The organism is Pedobacter sp. N36a, from assembly GCF_014472395.1.
In the GTDB taxonomy this organism is placed as follows: Bacteria; Bacteroidota; Bacteroidia; order Sphingobacteriales; family Sphingobacteriaceae; genus Pedobacter.
In genome coordinates this window covers 306,947-326,247 of the sequence record NZ_JACSZW010000004.1, presented here as the reverse complement: position 1 = coordinate 326,247, position 19,301 = coordinate 306,947, and the positions used below count along the sequence as shown (strand labels likewise).

Here is a 19,301-nt window from a genome sequence, read left to right as displayed (position 1 = left end):
TAGCCTTTGAAGTTAGTAATGATTTTTGGGGGAAAATAAAGAGCCTCCTATCGGGATCGAACCAATGACCTACTGATTACAAGTCAGTTGCTCTACCAGCTGAGCTAAGGAGGCTTTTATGATGGATCAAGAGTAAATAAATGCCCTTGATTTCCTGGTGAGGCCACAAAAGTAGGGTTTTCTTTCATTTTGCCAAATTATTTTGGCTGGTTTTTATTTAACGCGCTAAAAATCAGGAATTTTAATTTCCGCCTTTTCTGAGGGATTTCGATTCAGGAGTTTAAAAATCAAAAAAGGCGGAAGAATTTGAATTAGGGAAGTTGGTAAGTGGCCATCACAGGAAGGTGATCCGAAGCGTCGATATTTGGAAATACCTGATGCGAAACGACCTTTATTTTAGTTCCTTTTTTCAACAGGATAAAGTCGATTTCTTCTTTGGGATCATCCTGAGGGATCGTTGGTGCACAATTTTCCGTACAGCTGCGGGTAAAATATTGTTCCAATAGCTTCATTGCCGGTGTGCTGGAGGTCAGGTTTAAATCTCCCGCCAGGATCACATCAGCTTTCTTTCTACCGATGAGGTTATTGATCTCCTTGATCTGTAACATTCGATGTTCATTATTCAAATCCAGGTGGGTACAGGCAAAATGTAGGCCTTCACCATTTGGGAGTGTGACATGGATGACTGCCAGACTGCGGGCTTCGGCTTCTATACCGGCTTTAGCAGGTAAAGGATAACGGGTTGAACTGTTGATGGGGTATTTGGAAAGGATGCCCACTCCGTATTCACCACCTTCAAAATCTATCCCTTTGGAGAAGAAATAATACATTCCGGTCAGTTCTGCCAGTGTTTTCAATTGATCCACTTGTCCGGTTCTTTTGGTGACTTTATCTAGTTCCTGTAAGGCCACGAGGTCTGGAGTATGCTGTTTAATGACCGCGGCAATAGCTGGAAGGTCAATGACTCCAGGACGTTCCGGTGGATTTCCATGATGAATGTTATAGCTCATCACTTTGATAGTTTTTGGTTTGGATTGTGCCATGCCAGCTATGCTCAGTAGGTTGCAGAGCAGGAGGATGGCGCCAAAAGCGGAGAGAAAATGAAAAGTTCTTTTTTGCATAGGATTCAGCGTTTGATTTGTGTTTAAATATTCGGTTTTATAGCAGGATGGCCGCTGGCATTAAATATCAAACGTTTGCGCAGTACCTCCTTAAAATTAACAGAGAATGTCTGTTATATTCGGACTAAGATATTTAATTAAATGATATGGAAAGAAGGAAATTTTTAGCTGCAGTATCACTCGTAGGAGCGGCTGGAACAATACAACCAGGCAAGCTTTTAGCCCTAGAAAAACAAGTGTTTACTGCAGGAAATAAACCTAAAAATGACCGGGAATACTGGTGGAAATTGTTGTATAAAATAGCCAATCCGGTAACGGAAAATCTGGCCAATGGCACGTTAAAGCAAAACATGCTGGTGGAGAAATCTCCTAAATTTGACAACAGATCTATCCATGTCACTTACCTGGAAGCAGTAGGCAGAACTTTTGCCGGTATTGCCCCTTGGCTATCTTTGCCGGATGATGCGACGGAGGAGAGCACTTATAGAAAAAAGATGAGAAATGAGGTGCTGCAAGGATTAACGCGTTGTTTTGATCCTTCCAGTCCGGATTTGCTGAACTTTACAACCGATCACCAGCCGATTGTAGATGCGGCGTATCTTGCGCAAACCTTCATCAGGGCACCAAAAGCACTTTGGGAACCATTGGATGCGACAACTAAAGCACGCATCATTGCTTCGTTTAAATCTTTAAGGAACCGCAAGCCTTTCAATAGCAACTGGCTGTTGTTTGGTTCAATCACCGAAGCCTTTCTATTATCCATAGGAGAGGAGCCTGATAGCGAGAGACTAAATAAAGGGCCTAAGCAACTAAATGAATGGTATAAAGGCGATGGTTGCTATGGTGATGGGCCAAACTTCGCTTTTGATTACTACAATTCTTTTGTGATTCATCCCATGATGGTGGACACCATGAAAATCATGATGGATAAAGGATTGGTTACGCAAAAGGAATATGAATTGGCTTTGTCGAGGATGGTCAGGTATGCCGTTGGACAGGAGCGGATGATTTCCCCTGAAGGTACATTTCCACCCATTGGCCGATCGATCACCTACCGTACCGGTGCTTTTCAAGCCTTGGCCCAGGTGGCCTTAGTGGGAAAACTACCTGAAACGATAAAGCCGGCGCAGGTACGTGCGGCCCTTACCCTGGTTAAAAAGAATATGTATGAGGCAGCTGGAACGTTCGATAAAAATGGCTGGTTATTGTTGGGCTTCGTAGGTCATGACCCTGATATCGCTGATTATTATACTTCTACCGGTAGTTTATACATGGCCACGCTTTCTTTCCTGCCCCTGGGTTTATCCGCGGAAAACGAGTTCTGGTCGGCACCAGCAGCAGATTGGACCGCTAAAAAGGCCTGGAGCAGTCAGAAATTCCCCAAAGATTATCATGTAGATTACTAAGAATTTCATTTATAAAATTCTGATATTTAGAATTCCCTAATGAAAAGCTTATGTTCAAGAGTGTTATCTGCTGCTTATCGTTGTTATTTTACTTGTGCTGCGCCAATAGCAGCCAGGTATCTGCTCAAATGAAAGGTAAAGATGGCGGTCGACCGAAAATAGGTTTAGCTTTAAGTGGTGGTGGCGCAAAAGGAATGGCGCATATCGGCTTATTGAAATTGATCGACTCTTTAGGCATAAAGGTCGATTACATTTCAGGAACCAGTGCCGGAGGTATTTTCGGCGGTTTATATGCCATCGGTTACCACCCGGATACCCTGAAAAAGATCGCTTTGAGGATCAATTGGCGCCGGGTATTGAGTAATAAAGTGCCTTTGCGACAAATCAATATTGAGGAAAAAGACGAGTACGACAATTATATGATCGAGTTTCCGGTGTTGGGTGGCAGGCCTAGATTGCCAGGAGCCTTGATCGAAGGACAGTATATGTCAGAAATCCTGAATACTTTAACGTACGCTGCTAAACACATCAATGATTTTAATAAACTGCCCATTCCAATCACCATTACCTCCTCAGACATTGTAAACGGTGGACTGGTTTTGCAGCATAAAGGATCTTTGCCCTTAGCAATTCGTGCTACATTGGCCATTCCGGCAGCTTTTGCACCCGTTTACATCGATGGACATTTATTGGTAGACGGTGGTTTGGACCGTAATTTTCCGGTGCAGGAAGTCAAGGATATGGGAGCTGATCTTGTGATTGGGGGGTATACGGGTTTCCGCCTGTTCAGCGAGAAAGAAATTGAGAACCCAATGAAACTCATCTATCAGACGCATGCTTTCCGCTCTGTGGAAGATTCGAAAAAACAGGAAGCATTGGCGGATGTGGTCGTCGATTTTACCCAGGTACTTAGTGATTATTCTGCTGCTGATTTTTATAGAAATAGGCGGATCATCGAAATTGGAGAGCAGGAAGCCCGAAAATACCTGCCTCAGCTGATCAAAATCGCGGAAGACCAGAAAAAGTACAAACTGGATACGATATCCAGAAAGGTGAAAGATCCTGAGTTGCCTGTGACTAAAATCGCCTTTCAGAATGACAAAGGTCAACCTATAGACATACCGGTTATGGAGCAGTTTGCCAATTCCAGGCTTGGATTGAAGACTGGCCGCCCTATAAAGGTAAAAGCCTTAAATGATGGCGTGGAAGATCTTTTCGGAACTCAGTTTTTTGATAAAGTTTATTATACTTTTGAAAACAATGCAGATACCGGATTGACACTCAATATGAGGCTGAAACAGGGTAAACCCGGTGTCTTTAAAGCGGCAGTTCATTATGATACGGAACAGAGTGCCGGTCTGATCATCAATTATACCTATCGGAATATTTTCCTGAGAAAGTCGAGGTTATTGGCAACTGTGGATCTCTCTGAACGCTTTAAAGGACGTTTTGACTATTATAAATTCATCAACAGCAGCAATAGATTATGGATGAAAGCCTCCTTCAACTATCAGGCATTACAGAACAATTCCATCCTTTACCGCTTGATTTCCGATGAAAACTATTTCAATAACACGCTGAACTCAGAGCTTGCATTGGGCTACAGCGCTGGCCGATCGACTTCCATTGCTTTGAGCCTGAGTAATGAAAATGAAACGATCAAAAGAGGGCCAAATCTTTTCAAAAGACTATTTGGAGAAGGAAATGATATTCGAACCCTGTATCGACATAGCAATGAGGCGGTTGCGCTGTTATTTAAACAGAATACTTTAGATAACCTTTATTATCCAAAAAGTGGGAATATGCTCACTATTCAGGCAAAGTACCTGATCAATAACCGCATCAGCACAAAGATGCCGGATTCAGCAGATCTGAAAGGCCAGTTAATTTATGAGATTCTGAATCCACCTCCTGGAGGCTTGCCAGGGAATGTTTTTCGATTTTTCATGAATGAAAACTATGTGGCACGACTGGGCAGGCGAATTTCCCTGAATGCCACAGCGACCTGGGGTTTTAATTATTCAGATAAATATGGCTTTGATGGGACCTATATGTATGAAAACGCTAATTTTTCTCTGGGTGGAATTGATCCGCGTCAGGATATCGGACAAGGGGATTTTATCGGACTGAAACGCGGAGAATTCGGCATTGCGAATGTGACGAGTTATGGCCTTGGCCTGCAGTACAACCTCAGAGGTAACCTTTATTTGACACCACAAGTCAACCTGGCTTGGGAAAATCAAGGTTTGAATCCATTTAAAGTAGCCTTTAACAACGATTACCTTTTCGGATATGGGGCAAAACTGGGCTATATGTCTTTCATTGGCCCTATTAATTTTGCGGTTGCTAAAACGAATGGCTTTGATCACAATCCCTGGAGAATGTACCTCTCTATCGGCTTTAAATTTTAATTTGCTAAAACTATTTATATCTTCGTTTACGGGCTTTTATTAAGGATTCTGATTTAGAATCTTTATGCTATATTGCCTTTTTAAAATAGCATCATTACACCAAATATTTTCGAAATGAGAAGAAGATCATTTATTCAAAAAGCAGGCCTCCTTGGGGCAGGATTAGTGGCCAGCGACCTGGTATCCTTTGCAGCACCTGCTTTCTCTGGGCCATCATCTACGTTTCCAACGGTAAGGACTCCATTAGCTTCGCGTCATTTCAGCAGTAAAGCTGTAGAAAGTGCGATTACGGAATTTTCTGCCAAAGTGAAAAACAAAGAAATGGCCTGGTTATTCAATAACTGTTTCCCGAATACTTTAGATACTACTGTAACTTATACGGAAAATGCAGGAAAACCTGATACTTATGTGATTACTGGAGACATCGATGCCATGTGGCTTCGCGACAGTACTGCGCAGGTTTGGCCATACTTGCCTTTCCTTAAAAAAGATAAACCTTTGAAAAACCTGGTGAATGGCGTGATCAACCATCAGGTGAAATGTATCTTGAAAGATCCTTATGCGAACGCATTTTATAACGACCCAAATAAAGTTGGCGAGTGGAAAAATGATGTGACGGATATGAAACCAGGCTTACATGAGCGTAAATGGGAGATCGATTCCCTGTGTTACCCAATTCGTTTAGCCTACCGTTATTGGAAAGAAACCAATGACACCACTCCATTTGATGCGGATTGGCAATCTTCCGTAAAACTGACTTTAAAAACCTTTAAAGAGCAGCAGCGTAAAGAAAACGATGGTCCTTACACTTTTCAACGTCACACTTCCTGGGCTACAGATGGCGTTCCTATGATGGGATATGGCTATCCTGTGAAGCCGGTAGGACTGATTTGTTCTACTTTCCGTCCGAGTGATGATGCGACGGTTTATTCTTTCCTGGTACCTTCTAACTTTTTCGCAGTAGTGAGTTTAAAACAAGCTGCGGAGATCTTTAGAGCGATTAAAGCAGACGAACAAACAGCGAAAGACCTGGATGCACTGGCGATTGAAGTACAAGATGCCTTACAGAAATATGCGGTATTTAACCATGAAAAATATGGTAAAGTATATGCGTTTGAAGTGAATGGCATGGGCAGTTATAACATGATGGACGATGCGAATATCCCAAGTTTACTGGCATTGCCATACCTGGGTGCAGTTGCTGCGGATGATCCTATCTACCAGAATACCCGTAAAATGATCCATTCGTTGGATGATAACCCATTCTTCTTTAAAGGAACGGCTGCTGAAGGAATCGGTGGTCCGCACATCGGTAAAGACATGATCTGGCCAATGAGTATCATTGCCAGAGGACTGACCAGTTCTGACGATAAAGAGATTAAACTTTGTCTGGATATGCTGCAGAAATGCCATGGCGATACCGGATTTATGCATGAATCTTTCCATAAAAATGATCCTAAGAAGTTTACCAGAGCATGGTTTGCCTGGACAAATACTATTTTCGGAGAGTTCCTTTGGAAAACATATCAAGAAAGACCGCATTTATTGGCTTAAAACCCAGATTTTAAATACAGATCGCCTCCCGATATCAAATTCAGGAGGCGATTTTTGTTTTAAACCTCGAGCTTTTAACGGTTTCTTTAACCTGCTTATACGATGAGGGAAGGTATTCATGCATTTTAAAGCGTTTTAGCTTTGCCAAAATTGCTGAACGTTTTGCAACTATCATTAAACAATGCCGCTCCTTAATTCCTTTTCTTAAGGGAATGAAACCTGTGTTAAAAACTACCTTTTTCCTTTCTCTTTTCTGCTTCAGTTTCAATGGATACGCCCAACTGGAACTACAAAAACCAAGTATCATTCCACAGCCGGTCAGCCTGCGTTTGGGGAATGATCATTTCCTGATCAATAATGAAACCGTGCTGGAGCTGGCAGGAAATCAAAAAGAGTTGAAACCTGCTGCTGATTTTTTCATCAGCTATATCAAAGGAATTTCTGACTATACGTTAGCCATTAAAAAAGCGAAAACTAATGTCATCACCTTAAAAAAGGTCAATAATCCATTGCTTGGAGAGGAGGGCTATACCCTGCTGGTCAATAGCAATGGAATTCAGATCGCTGCAAATGGACGGGCGGGAATCGTTTATGGGATGCAAAGCATCTTTCAGACCCTGCCACAAATACAAACCAATGCAGCACTGCAGATTCCAGGAATGGAAATCACCGATTATCCACGATTTAAATGGCGCGGAATGCACCTGGATGTGTCCCGTCATTTTTTCTCTCCAGATATGGTCAAGGAATACATCGATTTGATGGCTTCCTATAAAATCAATACTTTCCACTGGCACCTAGTAGACGATCAGGGCTGGCGGATTGAGATCAAGAAATACCCGAAATTAACCGATGTTGGGGCCTGGCGTGTAGACCAGAATAAGCGTGTTTGGAGCAGCAGGCCCTTGGCGAAACCGGGTGAACCGGCCACTTATGGCGGTTATTATACCCAGAAACAGATCAAAGACATTATCGAATACGCGGCCATCAGAAATGTAACTATTGTGCCGGAAATAGAGATGCCTGGGCATGTGGCCTCTGCAATTGCGGCTTATCCACAGTTAAGCTGTAGTCAGCACCCGCAATTGCCTTTAACCGGGGGTGATTATGGGCCTGTTGCCGCCAACTATTGCGCAGGGAACGAAGAAGTATATGCCTTTTTAGAAGATGTGCTGACCGAAGTTCTGGCACTATTCCCTTCAAAATACATCCATATCGGCGGGGATGAAGTGAACAAAACAGCCTGGAAGAACTGCCCTAAATGTCAGTCAAGAATAAAAACTTCAGGACTAAAAGATGAGCATGAATTACAGAGCTATTTCATCACCAGAATGGAGAAATTCCTGATCGGTAAACAGCGCCGCATGATTGGCTGGGATGAAATCCTGGAAGGGGGATTGGCACCGGAAGCTACGGTCATGAGCTGGAGAGGGGAAGCAGGAGGCATTGAAGCGGCAAAAATGAAACATCAGGTGATCATGACGCCAAGTAATCCTGTTTATTTCGATCAGTATCAGGCAGGGCCGGAGGGAGAACCGATGGCGATAGGCGGTTTTAATTCGCTGAAGGAAGTATACGACTATGAGCCTGTCCCGGAAGAAATGACTGCCAAAGATGCTAAATACTTATTGGGCGCACAAGCCAATGTATGGACAGAATATATTGTGACCAAGTCACACCTGGAATATATGGTATTGCCAAGGATGCTGGCATTAGGAGAGGTATTGTGGTCGCCGGCAGTCAGGAAAAACTGGGTCGATTTTTCTGATCGCCTGAAATATCATTTCAATGGATTTGATCAGAAAGGGTACCATTATTCACCAGGGAACTATACCGTAGCCATTAAACCGCTCATTAGCCAGGGTAAATTATCTGCAGAACTGTTGGTAGAGGCCACAAAAGGCGATATCTTCTATACGCTGAACGGAGATCAGCCAAGCACTGCAAGTTTGAAATACACCGGGCCAATCAGTATTGACAGTACTGCTACGCTAAAAGCAATGTATGCTTTGGATGGCGCATTAATGGGTTTGGTACCTGCAAAACAATCTTTCGTCTTCGATCTGGCGACAGCAAAAAAGGTGAATTACGTTCACCCTCAGGCTAAGATATATAGTGCGGATGGGCCAAATTCGCTGACGGACGGCATTCGCGGAACCACTAGCTTACAAAAATACTGGCATGGCTTCGATGGCAAAGATTTAATCGCCACCATCGACCTTGGTCAGCAAGCTACTATTGGAACTGCTGCGTTGGGCTGTTTACAGAATTACGATGAATGGGTGATCTTGCCACAATGGGTTAAATTTGAAGCTTCTACAGATGGCGTAAATTTCAAAGAATTGAAGACTGTGAATCATACCATTCCCATAGACCAGAAATATACCTTACTCCATGATTTCAAGGCGGTTTTTAAGCCAGTAACTACCCGTTATGTACGCGTAACCGCCAAAGTTTTGGATGCACTTCCCAAAGGACATAGTGGTGCCGGACTCCCTGCATGGATATTTGCTGATGAAATTATACTGACTAAATAGCCATATTTTTGAGTGTTTTTCCCGTAGGCATCTTTAGGTGTAAATGTTATATTTGTTTTAGGGCATTAGCGCTGCCCTAAATTTTCTTTTATAGATTGATCATCCCCATGAAAATACCCAGTCTACCATTTGATGAAAAGGAACGATTGCTGGCGCTAAAACGCTACCAGATCCTGGATTCTCCTGCAGAAGCCGAATTTGACAGAATTACAGAGCTGGCCTCTTTGATTTGTGATGCTCCAGTTTCGCTCATTGCATTATTGGATGATCAGCGACAATGGTTTAAGTCTAAAAAGGGAATTACTGTAGAAGAAACGACAAAGGAAATCGCTTTTTGTCAATACACCATTCTTTCCGAAGCCATCTTTGAAGTAGAAGATGCAACGAAAGATGATCGATTTAAAAACAGCATACTGGTTACCGGAGCGCCAAATATCAGGTTTTATGCCGGGCATCCACTCGTAGATCCGAAAGGTTATGTAATTGGCTCCCTATGCGTATTGGGGCCGGAGCCAAAAGTGCTGAGTCCTGCACAAAGAAAGGCCTTGACGCTGCTGTCGAAACAAGCGATGGAGCTGATTATAAATCGTAGGGAAAAAGCAGAACATCAGTATTTTGACCAGCTATATGAATTGTCAAATGACCTGATTTGCATAGCGGGGCTGGATGGTTTCTTCAAAAAGATCAATCCTGCTTTCGAAAAAATGCTGGGCTGGAAACCTGCACAGTTAATGTCTCATAGTTTCTTAAGTCTTGTTCATCCAGATGACCTGATTAATAGTTTTGGACAAATGGAAAAGCTGACCGCCGGATTAAATATCACGAATTTTGTCTGCCGCTTTTTAACGGCCTGCGGCGATTATAAAGTGCTGCAATGGACTGCAACACCAGAGCCAGGCACCGACCATGTATTTGCGATTGCCAGAGACATCAGTGTTGAAAATGAACGCGATGAGAAGATCCGCTTAAGTGAAAATAATATGCGTTCCTTCTTTGAAAATTCTCAGGGTTTGATGTGTACGCACGATATGAAGGGTGTTTTAATTTCTGTCAATATCGCCGGGGCCTCACTGCTGGGCTATAAAGCAGCGATGCTTTACGGGCAGACTTTATTCGAGCTTACCCTTCCAAAACATCGGATTCACATCAAGGAATACCTCCAGGAGATGTCAGAGAAGGGGAAATCCTCGGGATTAATGACCATCCTTCATAAAGACGGTTCTCCGAGGGTATTGTTCTATAACAATGTATTAGAACATGACCTTTTCGGACAAAAATATGTGATTGTAAACGCGATTGATGTCACGGAAAAACACATTTTGGAAAGAGAGCTGGAAAGAACCACAAAAATGCTGGAGCAAACCAATGAAGTGGCGCAGATTGGAGGCTGGGATTTGGATATGATTCACCAGAAATTAAGCTGGACAGCCATTACGAGGCAAATTCATGAGGTGTCAGCAAATTATCAACCCAATTTGAAGAAGGCGCTGCTCTTCTATAAAGCCGGTGAAAATCGACATAAGTTGGATGAGGCGGTACAAGCTGCCACCAAAACTGGGGAAGCATGGGATTTGGAGCTGCTTGTTCAGACTAAAAAAGGAAGGGAAATCTGGGTTCGTGTATTGGGGCATGCAGAGTTTGAAGGAGGAATCTGTAAACGCCTTTATGGAACTTTCCAGAATATCGATGAAAAAAAACGTGCGGAGATTGCCTTATCTGAGGAAAAGGCAAGGCTCTCTGCTTTTGTGACCCATGCACCTGCTGCGGTAGCGATGCTGGATAGCCGACTTTGTTATATAGCGGCGAGTAACCGATGGCTGGAGGAGTACCAATTGCAGGGAACTGACCTGTATGGGCAATCTCATTATAAAGTATTGCCGGGGATGAGTAAGCATTGGAAAGACATTTACCAACGGTGTCTGAAAGGGGAAGTGATCAAGAAAGAAGTAGACATCTGGCGGCCAGAAGGCTGGGATCATGATCAATATCTCCGCTGGGAGCTTCGGCCATGGTATCAGTTCGATGGAAAAATTGGCGGTATTATGATCTTTAGTCAGGATATTACCGAAAGTAGCAGACAAAGATTAGAGCTCAATAAAGCGAAAGAACAAGCAGAACATGCCAGTCTGGCGAAGTCAGAGTTTTTAGCAAATATGAGTCATGAAATCCGCACCCCGCTCAATGGGGTCATTGGATTTACTGACCTGGTCTTAAAAACGGAACTCAGCGCAAGTCAGGAACAATACCTGAATATTGTCTACGAATCGGCCAATGCCTTATTGGGCATCATCAATGATATTCTGGACTTCTCAAAGATCGAATCGGGAAAGCTGGAATTGGAAATTGAGAAGTGCGACCTGTATGAGCTAGGAAATCAGGCTTTAGATATCAATTCTTTTCAAGCACAACGTAAAGCTTTGGAAATTAAATTGAATATTGCGGAAACACTGCCAAGGTTTATATGGACCGACTCCGTTCGGCTGCGGCAAGTATTGATTAACCTCCTCAGCAATGCGGTTAAATTTACGGAGACGGGGGAGATCGAACTTATGATGCTTCCGCTTTCCCCGATAGTAAACGATAGGATGGACATCCGTTTCCAGGTAAAGGATACTGGAATTGGCATCAAGTCGGATAAACAAGGAAAAGTATTTGAGGCCTTCTCGCAGGAAGATGGTTCTACGACCAAAAGGTATGGAGGAACCGGCCTGGGGCTGAGTATTTCGAATCAGCTTTTAGGTCTGATGAACAGTAAGCTGGAGTTGATCAGCAGCCCAGGATTGGGCAGTACTTTCTTCTTTGATATCCAGCTTCAGGTAGAAAATGCAGGCACAGAAGATTGGAATGCTGCTGATGCCCTGACGAAGAAATCACTGCAGAAAGACCATTTAAAGTCAGGTATGGTCAGGAGTCTGCAACCAATCAAGGTATTGATTGCAGAAGACAATCTGATCAATATGCTGCTGGCCAAGACCATTGTGAAAAGGATTGCGCCAATGGCTCAGATTCAGGAAGCTGCTAACGGACTGGAGTGTTTAGCACATTGCAAAGCAGAGCTGCCCGATTTGATTTTGATGGATGTACAGATGCCGGAAATGAATGGTTACGAAGCCACACGGTATATCAGAAATGAATTAGAACTGGTCCATGTGCCCATTATTGCGTTAACGGCAGGAAATGTAAAGGGAGAAAAGGAAAAGTGTATCCTTTCCGGAATGAATGATTTTCTCTCCAAGCCGGTTCTGGAAGAAGAAATTGCCCAGGTATTCAAGAGGTGGCTGAAATAAGGAAGGCGGTTTAAGCAAGATGAATACACCTTGCTTAAACCGCCTCCGGTATAAAAACTGATCAAATCAGCGTTTTATTTAGAATGCAAAACCAACACGAAGACCAGTGATTACACTTGGGCTGATGGTGTTAGTGCTTCCTGCTGAATCAAATTTAGTAGTAGTGGTGGTATTTCCAACTCTAGTTGTAGTTTCTGATTTACCTTGTTTTTCGTAAGCAAAACCTAGACCTGCTTCAACACCTAAGAATAAGCGTTTTGCGATGTAGTAATCTGCACCGATCACACCACGAAGACCTATAGAAGTATAGCTAGGCGCTTTAGCATCCATGAAATTATCGTTAGCATATTCACCAGTTGCTGGGTTACCTTTAATAATAGCATTTTCAGTTTTCACTTTTGAAGTACCTGTACCGAAAAGAAGGTCTGCACCTACGTAAGGAGATAAACGTGCAGTACCTGCAAAGTGTTTCTCCACACCTAAGTTGATCAATACTTTAGTAGCAGATTCAGTGATGTTACCTTTGCTGCCATTTGGACCGAAAACGTTTGTTTTGTCATTTGTAGACTCTACGTTGAAACCTAAACGGAAAGCGATATCTTCTTTTTGGAAATAACGGAAACGTAACATTCCAGCGCCATCGTTCAATTTGAAGTTAGTTCTGTTTACACCACCAGTTAAACCAAACTCAGTAGTAACGTCACCTGCAACAGGTTTAAGATCTTGTGCTTGTGCTGCAGCTCCAAAAAGTGCAAGGCCTGCGATAAGTAATCCTTTTTTCATAATGTGTCTTTGTTGTTAAATAGATGTTAAATAACTAAAAAATTATGGGGGCAAAAGTAGGCTTAATAGAATAATTTATGTCAACTTAGTGTCATTAGAGCGTTCTAGGCAGATAACTGTCTGAAAATCTGCTTGCTATTTTTATACGAAAACTCATTTTTGAGGCTTTGAATATCTGACGAATTAATTTAATACGTCAGTATTTGAAGGAAGAATAACTTTCAGAGACATAGGAATCTATTTCCTGTAAATTAGGTGTTTAAACGCTGTTTTCTAATTTTTAGCTTGCACAATAATCTGCTTGTTATTGACGTTTTTGGAATATTTTTTTAAGAAACTAAAAAAGAAAGGTAACGTTTTTAAAGCACTCTAGGTTCCTTTTTTAAGGGACACACAACCGTTTGCGCGGAAGGATCCCGCTGGCTTCAATGGATTATCGTATAGGTTAAACATAAATCCGTCGTTTTTTAGGGCGCTTGTATTCTTAGTCTGCGCTAAGTGCTGGTGGCTAAATAGTTAGCGATACAAGCTGGAAACGCAGTTTTTGTGATTTCGGGAATGGGGACTGTTAATTTCTTAAAACGGGTGTATGCTACACAACCGTTTGCGTAGACCACAGCCCTTTAAAGTACTTTAAATCGTGATTACTATACGTAACATTGATTTAATTTTTCTTTAACAACCAAATTCTATAATGAACAAAAACCAAATTTTTAAAACCACAGGGATTTGGGTTTTAATGGCAGTGATGCTCCTGTGCGTGCAGGATGTATTAGCTGTGGTTAATCCCCAGTCTCAGAAAAGCAACCTCCGGACTAACCTTGCCGATATTGTTGTGAAAGGAACCGTGAAAGACAGTCAAGGCCCATTACCAGGCGTAACGGTAAGTCTAAAATCAGCACCTGGTCGTGGAACCAGTACCGATGCAAACGGAAATTATTCAATCAGCGTACCCGAAGATGGGGTGTTGGTTTTCAAAATGCTAAGTTATGCAACACAAGAAATTTTAGTAAATAAGCAAACGTCCATCAATGTTACTTTGACTACGGAGACCAATAATCTGGACGAAGTGGTGGTGGTAGCTTATGGTACACAGAAAAAAACCAGTTTAACAGGCGCTGTGGCCACCATCAGCCCAAAAACATTAGCCAACAGACCGGTAACTTCGGTTCAAAATGCCTTACAGGGGGTAACTCCTGGATTAACGATTTTACAACGTCCTGGCGATGTCAGTCGTCGTGAGAACGGTACCTCAAATGGTACTGGTACGATTAGTATTCGTGGTAGAAGCAGCTTGGCAGGATCTACTAATCCTTTATATATTATTGATGGGATTCCTGCGACTGAACAGGAGTTTGCCTCTTTGAACCCGAATGACATTTCTAATATGTCTGTATTGAAAGATGCAGCTTCTGCTGCTCTTTACGGTTCAAGAGCGGCGAATGGCGTGATTTTGGTCATGACAAAGAGAGGTTCAGGAGAAAAAACAACGGTGAACCTGAATGCAAATTATGGATGGCAGACTGCTGCTTATCTTCCGAAATTCGTGAATTCTGAAACCTATGCTACGTTGTACAATGAGGCTTTGGTAAATGGCGGTGGAAAACCACAATTTACAGCCAACCAAATTGAATCGTATAAAAATGGTTCTCAGCCAGATCTTTATCCGAATACGGACTGGTTTGACCTGGCACTTAAAAAATCTGCTCCTCAACGAGACATTAGTCTGAATGTGAATTCTCCTGGAAAGGTAACAAGCACCTATTTAGGGCTTACCTATTTAGATCAGGAATCACTGATTCCGGGTAAGAAGCAAGACCGTATGGTAGGTAAATTGAATACAGACAGTAAGATCGTTCCTGGTTTGCTGACTGTTGGAACCAATGTTTCTTTGATCAATCAAAACTATTCGCGTCAGGGCGGTGATTTGTCTTTTACAGAGCTGAGCCGTGCTTTACCGATTACAGTAGCACGTCAGTCTGATGGCCAGTGGGGATCAATTAGCAATGGTATCGCCTCTCCAAACATTGCCAAAAACAACCAATTGCGTAAAGTGGCAGAAGGCGGCAGGTCATGGGATAAAGACAATTACCTGCAAACTGCGGTAAATGCAACTCTAACGCCATTGGAAGGGCTTTCGATTAATGGATTGGCTTCCTTAAAGTATTTCAATTCTAATTCATCGAGCTTTGAGAATACCATGGTACCGGTGAATGATTTCTTAACGGGTAAGCCAATGGCAACTACCGCGCAGCCGATCAATGAAATGAAGGAATACTGGCGCAAGCGTCAGGAAGTATTGCTTCAGGGTACCGTAGATTACCAACGTACCTTTGGAGATCATTTTGGTAAAATTACTGCTGGTGCGAGTCAGGAAAGTAACGTCACCAGAAATGCTTTTATAGGTAGAAAAAACTTCCCTAACAATGACATGACTACGGTAGGTAGTGGCTCAACTAATCCGGAAGACATTAGTTCTGACGACAAAGGGCAGGCAAACCGCAGTTTACAAGAGGAGTGGGCTTTGCGTTCAGTTTTTGGTCGTTTCAACTATGTTTACAAAGACAAATACCTTTTCGAAGCAAACATCAGATTGGATTATTCTTCAAGATTCGCGGAAAAAAAACGTGAGGCTGTTTTCCCTTCCTTCTCTGCAGGCTGGAATGTGAACAAAGAAGATTTCATGAAAGATATCAGCTGGATCAGTAACCTGAAACTTCGTGGCTCTTATGGTTCATTAGGAAATCAGGAAGTAGCGGGTATTGGAAACTATTACAATAAACTGCAAACGGGTTATGCTTATAGTTTTGAAGGCAATCCGCAAACGGGTGTTTACCAAAATAAACTACCTGACCCGAATACGTCATGGGAGCGGGTGTACATGACCGATTTTGGAATCGATGCCACTTTCTTCGGTGGTAAACTGGATCTGGTAACAGATTACTACATTAAAGATACCAAAGAACTGTTGATGAGAATTCCTCAACTGGCTACGATTGGTGTAGTGCTTGGTGGAACAAATACAGGATTGCCATTGTCGAACGGTGCTTCTACCAGAAATAAAGGTTTTGAGATTGGCCTGACTTACAACGATAAGATTGGTGAGGATTTCAGATTCAGTATTGGCGGTAACTTCTCTGTGATTAAAAATACAATTACTACGTTAGGAGATGGAGAAGAATATATAGAAGGCAGGTATATCCAAAGGATAGGTAATTCCATCGGTTCATTCTATGGTTATGAAGCGGAAGGTTTATTTGTGGATCAGGCAGATATTGACAGTCATCCTTTCCAGACTGCGAATACCAAACCTGGCGACATCAAGTATAAAGATGTGAATGGCGATGGTCTATGGACTCCAGCAGATCGTACTGTGATCGGTAATGATGTACCATGGTTAAACTATGGTTTTAACCTAAGTGCAAACTACAAAAGCATCGACTTTAATGTCATGACTTACGGTGTAGGTAATGTACAAACCTATTTCTCTGAAGAAGCGGCTTATCCTTTCTTCAATGGTGCTGGTGTAAAAACGGCTTGGGAAAATAGATGGACAGCGGAAAATCCTGATGCGAATGCAGATTTCCCTCGCATCTTAAATTCTGGTGACGGTAAGCATAACTACAATGAGATTTCTTCATTCTGGCTGTTTAATGCTTCTTATTTCAGAATCAGAGCCATCACATTGGGCTATACTTTCCCTCAGTTAGCGGTTAAAAAATTAGGCATGAGTAACCTAAGGGTTTATGCAAGTGCAAACAATCCATTCACTTTTATGGCGGATAAACGCCTGAAGGATTTTGATCCTGAAGCGGCTTCACAGAGAGCTGCGTATCCTGGTCTTAAAACCTGGTCAGTTGGTTTAAGTGCAGCGTTTTAATGGACCTATTAATATTAAGAAAAATGAAGAACAGATCATCAATATATTTACTTACGGGCTTGTTGACCTTGACGTCAATTACCGCCTGTCAAAAAGATTTCCTGGAAAGACCTCCATTGAACGAATTGTCGGAAGCTACCTTTTGGAAGAGCGAGAATGATGTTTATCAGGCAGTAATGGGTGTTTATGCAAAAATGCCTGGTGACGGAATTATTTACGATGACGGTGCGACAGACAATGCCCATGTGCAAAATGCCTGGGAAAGCACTGCAAGTAGTGTTTCTGCCGGAACCATGTCTTCTACCGAAGATGCAGGATGGAATTATGAAGACATCCGCCGTCAGAATTATTTCCTTGAAAATGCAGATAAGGTAACGGTCATCTCTGCGGAATTGCTGGAAAGATATAAAGCAGAAGTTCGTTTCATGCGCGCTTATTCCTATTTCAGACTAATGAACACTTTTGGTAATGTGCCGCTAGTGACCAAAGTTCTGGCCTTAGGAGAGGCAAATCTTCCAAGAACACCAAGGAAAGAGGTGTTGGATTTCATCCTTTCTGAGTTGGAGGCCGTATCAAAAGTGCTTCCTCAGCAATATGGAGGTGGTAAACCAAATGAAAAAGGCAGGATCACTAAGGGCGCTGCTTTAGCATTGAAAGCCCGTGCTTACCTATATGACGGACAATACCAGCAGGCCGCTGATGCAGCTGCAGCAGTGATGGGTCTGGGATATGATCTGTTTACGACTACAGAGGCTGAAAAGAATGACGGTCTGGATGATTACAGTAAATGGGTAGATTTTGCTGATGAGAAAGACAAGGCTAATTTCCTGACAGGATTGCGTAATTATGAACGTCTATTCTACCAGAAGAGCGAAGGTAACATCGAAGTGATTTTAGACCGTCAGCAGATTCCACAAATTGATGCCAATGGCTTAAATACCTATCTGCCTCCTGCAACACTGGGTGGCTGGAGTTCTGTAACACCTACACAGTCGATGGTAGATGCCTATGGTAATTATAAAACAGGAGCAGCAATTGTTCCGGTAGCCCCTGCTCAGCGTGCAGAATGGTATACGAATGATAAAGCTGCATTTGCTCAGGAATATAAAAACCGTGACCCACGCTTTTATGCAAGTATCTTATTTGATGGTGCAGAATGGAATGGAATAGAGGCTAATTTCACATTTAACTGGGTTGCCGGAAATAACTTCTCTAGAACAGGTTACAACTTCCGTAAAATGGTAGATCCTTCTGTTTATGAGGCGCAGATTGACAACCATGCAAACGTGATCTTAATCCGCTATGCGGAGATTTTATTAACTTATGCAGAGGCTAAGAATGAGCTTTCTGGTCCTGATAACAGCATTTATGAAGCTTTAGATAAGATCAGAGCGCGTGCAGGAATGCCTTTGGTAGATCGCGCTAAATTTGCTACGAAAGAAACATTAAGAACTTTTATCAGAGCAGAGCGTAGAGTAGAGCTTGCTTTAGAAGGTCAGCGTTATATGGACATCAGGAGGTGGAAAATTGCACCGGAGGTGATGAAAAGTATTACTGATGTTAAAAATAGTCAGATTCAACAACGGGTTTGGTCTGATAAATTATACCTGATGCCGGTTCCTCAAGCCGAAATCGACAAGTCAAAAGGGGTATTGGTACAAACCCCTGGATACTAATCCAAACTGTTGTTCCGAAAAATAAATCAGCTGAAGGCCGTTTCCTCGAAAGAGGTAAACGGCCTTCTAAATTAAAAGCAAAACTATTGTATTTGCTTATAGCATGATATTTCTTTTAAATGCGCAGCCCAGTTCAATAATAGAATCTGTTTTAGCAATTCCAGGGATGTTGTCAATTTTCTCATAGAGTACCCTTCTCATGTGCTCATGGTTTTTGGCCATAATCTTAATGTACAAGGTGTACACGCCAGTGATATAATAGCATTCTGTGACTTCCGGTATTTTCTTTAACTCCTCAATAATCCGGTCTGAATCGTGGTCTTTCTCCAGTGCAATGCCTGTAAATGCGCCCCAATCATAGCCCATTTTTTTTTCATCCAATACCGGCTTAATTCCAGTGAGGATGCCCTGCTCGGTTAGCCGGGAGATGCGTTGATGTACCATCGTATTCGATACGCCTAAGGCAGTGGCGATAGCCGAATAGGCCATACGGCCATCCTTTTCCAATTGTTGTAAGATCTGAATATCGAATTCATCAATAGCCTCCATGAATGTGTGTTTTTAGATTTCGTTTTATGCTTCGAATATCGAATTTTTAATTCAAATAGACTTTTTTTAGGCGGATAATAAGTCAAATTATCCTTTT

10 protein-coding genes and 1 tRNA gene are annotated in these 19,301 nt (G+C 42.4%); 7 read left to right on the top strand and 4 right to left on the bottom strand.

Annotated features, from left to right (window positions below; genetic code table 11):
- Positions 1 to 41 precede the first annotated feature (41 nt).
- Positions 42 to 114, bottom strand: a tRNA-Thr gene (locus H9X96_RS10235).
- Between the two features lie 197 nt (positions 115 to 311).
- The gene (locus H9X96_RS10230) at positions 312 to 1,121 is read right to left on the bottom strand and encodes an endonuclease/exonuclease/phosphatase family protein (protein WP_187666177.1); all 810 of its coding nucleotides are present in this window, start codon (positions 1,119 to 1,121) and stop codon (positions 312 to 314) included.
- A gap of 146 nt (positions 1,122 to 1,267) precedes the next feature.
- Here H9X96_RS10230 and H9X96_RS10225 point away from each other — a divergent pair, with 146 nt between their 5' ends.
- From H9X96_RS10225 to H9X96_RS10205, 5 genes are all read left to right on the top strand, one after another.
- Complete coding sequence (locus H9X96_RS10225) at positions 1,268 to 2,527, top strand: DUF2264 domain-containing protein (RefSeq protein ID WP_187666176.1); 1,260 nt, start codon at positions 1,268 to 1,270, stop codon at positions 2,525 to 2,527.
- A 50-nt stretch (positions 2,528 to 2,577) separates the two neighbouring features.
- Entirely contained in the window at positions 2,578 to 4,938 is a 2,361-nt protein-coding gene (locus tag H9X96_RS10220; protein ID WP_187666175.1) for a patatin-like phospholipase family protein, read from the top strand.
- Between the two features lie 114 nt (positions 4,939 to 5,052).
- Entirely contained in the window at positions 5,053 to 6,492 is a 1,440-nt protein-coding gene (locus tag H9X96_RS10215; protein WP_187666174.1) for a glycoside hydrolase family 125 protein, read from the top strand.
- Between the two features lie 212 nt (positions 6,493 to 6,704).
- Positions 6,705 to 9,029 (top strand): family 20 glycosylhydrolase, encoded by a 2,325-nt coding sequence (locus H9X96_RS10210; protein WP_187666173.1) that lies wholly within the window; start codon positions 6,705 to 6,707, stop codon positions 9,027 to 9,029.
- A 107-nt stretch (positions 9,030 to 9,136) separates the two neighbouring features.
- Entirely contained in the window at positions 9,137 to 12,316 is a 3,180-nt protein-coding gene (locus H9X96_RS10205) for a PAS domain S-box protein (RefSeq protein WP_187666172.1), read from the top strand.
- 78 nt (positions 12,317 to 12,394) lie between these two features.
- Here H9X96_RS10205 and H9X96_RS10200 read toward each other — a convergent pair whose 3' ends face one another.
- Positions 12,395 to 13,099, bottom strand: a complete 705-nt coding sequence (locus tag H9X96_RS10200; RefSeq protein WP_187666171.1) for a hypothetical protein — start codon at positions 13,097 to 13,099, stop codon at positions 12,395 to 12,397.
- A gap of 694 nt (positions 13,100 to 13,793) precedes the next feature.
- Between H9X96_RS10200 and H9X96_RS10195 the strand changes: the two genes are divergently transcribed.
- Complete coding sequence (locus H9X96_RS10195; protein WP_187666170.1) at positions 13,794 to 16,979, top strand: TonB-dependent receptor; 3,186 nt, start codon at positions 13,794 to 13,796, stop codon at positions 16,977 to 16,979.
- A 23-nt stretch (positions 16,980 to 17,002) separates the two neighbouring features.
- Positions 17,003 to 18,655, top strand: coding sequence for a RagB/SusD family nutrient uptake outer membrane protein (locus H9X96_RS10190; protein WP_187666169.1), 1,653 nt, complete (start codon positions 17,003 to 17,005; stop codon positions 18,653 to 18,655).
- Positions 18,656 to 18,751: 96 nt separating this feature from the next.
- Here H9X96_RS10190 and H9X96_RS10185 read toward each other — a convergent pair whose 3' ends face one another.
- Positions 18,752 to 19,204, bottom strand: coding sequence for an Lrp/AsnC family transcriptional regulator (locus H9X96_RS10185; protein WP_187666168.1), 453 nt, complete (start codon positions 19,202 to 19,204; stop codon positions 18,752 to 18,754).
- Positions 19,205 to 19,301 lie beyond the last annotated feature (97 nt).

Bases quoted from the DNA above. Each gene is read 5' to 3' on its own strand.
- H9X96_RS10230 (WP_187666177.1), bottom strand. From the start codon at position 1,121: ATGCAAAAAAGAACTTTTCATTTTCTCTCCGCTTTTGGCGCCATCCTC.
- H9X96_RS10225 (WP_187666176.1), top strand. From the start codon at position 1,268: ATGGAAAGAAGGAAATTTTTAGCTGCAGTATCACTCGTAGGAGCGGCT.
- H9X96_RS10220 (WP_187666175.1), top strand. From the start codon at position 2,578: ATGTTCAAGAGTGTTATCTGCTGCTTATCGTTGTTATTTTACTTGTGC.
- H9X96_RS10215 (WP_187666174.1), top strand. From the start codon at position 5,053: ATGAGAAGAAGATCATTTATTCAAAAAGCAGGCCTCCTTGGGGCAGGA.
- H9X96_RS10210 (WP_187666173.1), top strand. From the start codon at position 6,705: ATGAAACCTGTGTTAAAAACTACCTTTTTCCTTTCTCTTTTCTGCTTC.
- H9X96_RS10205 (WP_187666172.1), top strand. From the start codon at position 9,137: ATGAAAATACCCAGTCTACCATTTGATGAAAAGGAACGATTGCTGGCG.
- H9X96_RS10200 (WP_187666171.1), bottom strand. From the start codon at position 13,099: ATGAAAAAAGGATTACTTATCGCAGGCCTTGCACTTTTTGGAGCTGCA.
- H9X96_RS10195 (WP_187666170.1), top strand. From the start codon at position 13,794: ATGAACAAAAACCAAATTTTTAAAACCACAGGGATTTGGGTTTTAATG.
- H9X96_RS10190 (WP_187666169.1), top strand. From the start codon at position 17,003: ATGAAGAACAGATCATCAATATATTTACTTACGGGCTTGTTGACCTTG.
- H9X96_RS10185 (WP_187666168.1), bottom strand. From the start codon at position 19,204: ATGGAGGCTATTGATGAATTCGATATTCAGATCTTACAACAATTGGAA.